The sequence below is a fragment of the Streptomyces noursei genome, assembly GCF_001646665.1.
Taxonomy (GTDB): domain Bacteria; phylum Actinomycetota; class Actinomycetes; order Streptomycetales; family Streptomycetaceae; genus Streptomyces; species Streptomyces lavendulocolor.
Map to the genome: position 1 here is coordinate 1 of NZ_LWBU01000275.1, position 434 is coordinate 434.

Below are 434 nucleotides of genomic sequence, written 5' to 3' on the forward strand. Positions count from 1 at the left end.
TGCGGTGATGGCGAGGGGTTCTCGGGAGTGGGCGGGGTGGGTGTGGGGGTTGAGGAGGGTGGTTGTGATCCAGAGGCGCCCGCCCGCGCGGGCGCTGCCGAGGACGGCGTGGCCGGGGGTGGGGAGGTCGCGGGGGTTCTCGGTGATGGTGTGGTGGGGGGCGCCGGCGGGGCGGAAGAGGACGGTGCTGAGGGTGGGGCGGGCGTACAGGTCGAGGCAGGGGTCGGTGTCGACCAGGTCGGCGGGGGGCTGGGCGGGGGCGCAGGCGCGGTGCGACGAGCCGGCCCGGGCCGGTGCGGCCGCGGGCGCGCAGGGGGAACGCGGTCTCGGGGGTGGCGGGGCGGCGGCTGGGGCGCGGGGAGCGGCCGGGGAGGGCGGGGGGGCCGGGCCGGGTGGCGGTCGGGGGGGTGGGGTGGGGGGTGGGGGGGGGGGGG

General features: G+C 81.3%; 1 pseudogene. It reads right to left on the reverse strand.

Going from position 1 to position 434, the window contains the following annotated elements:
- Positions 1–434 (reverse strand): annotated as a pseudogene (locus A4V12_RS39985) (hypothetical protein); the annotation flags it as partial.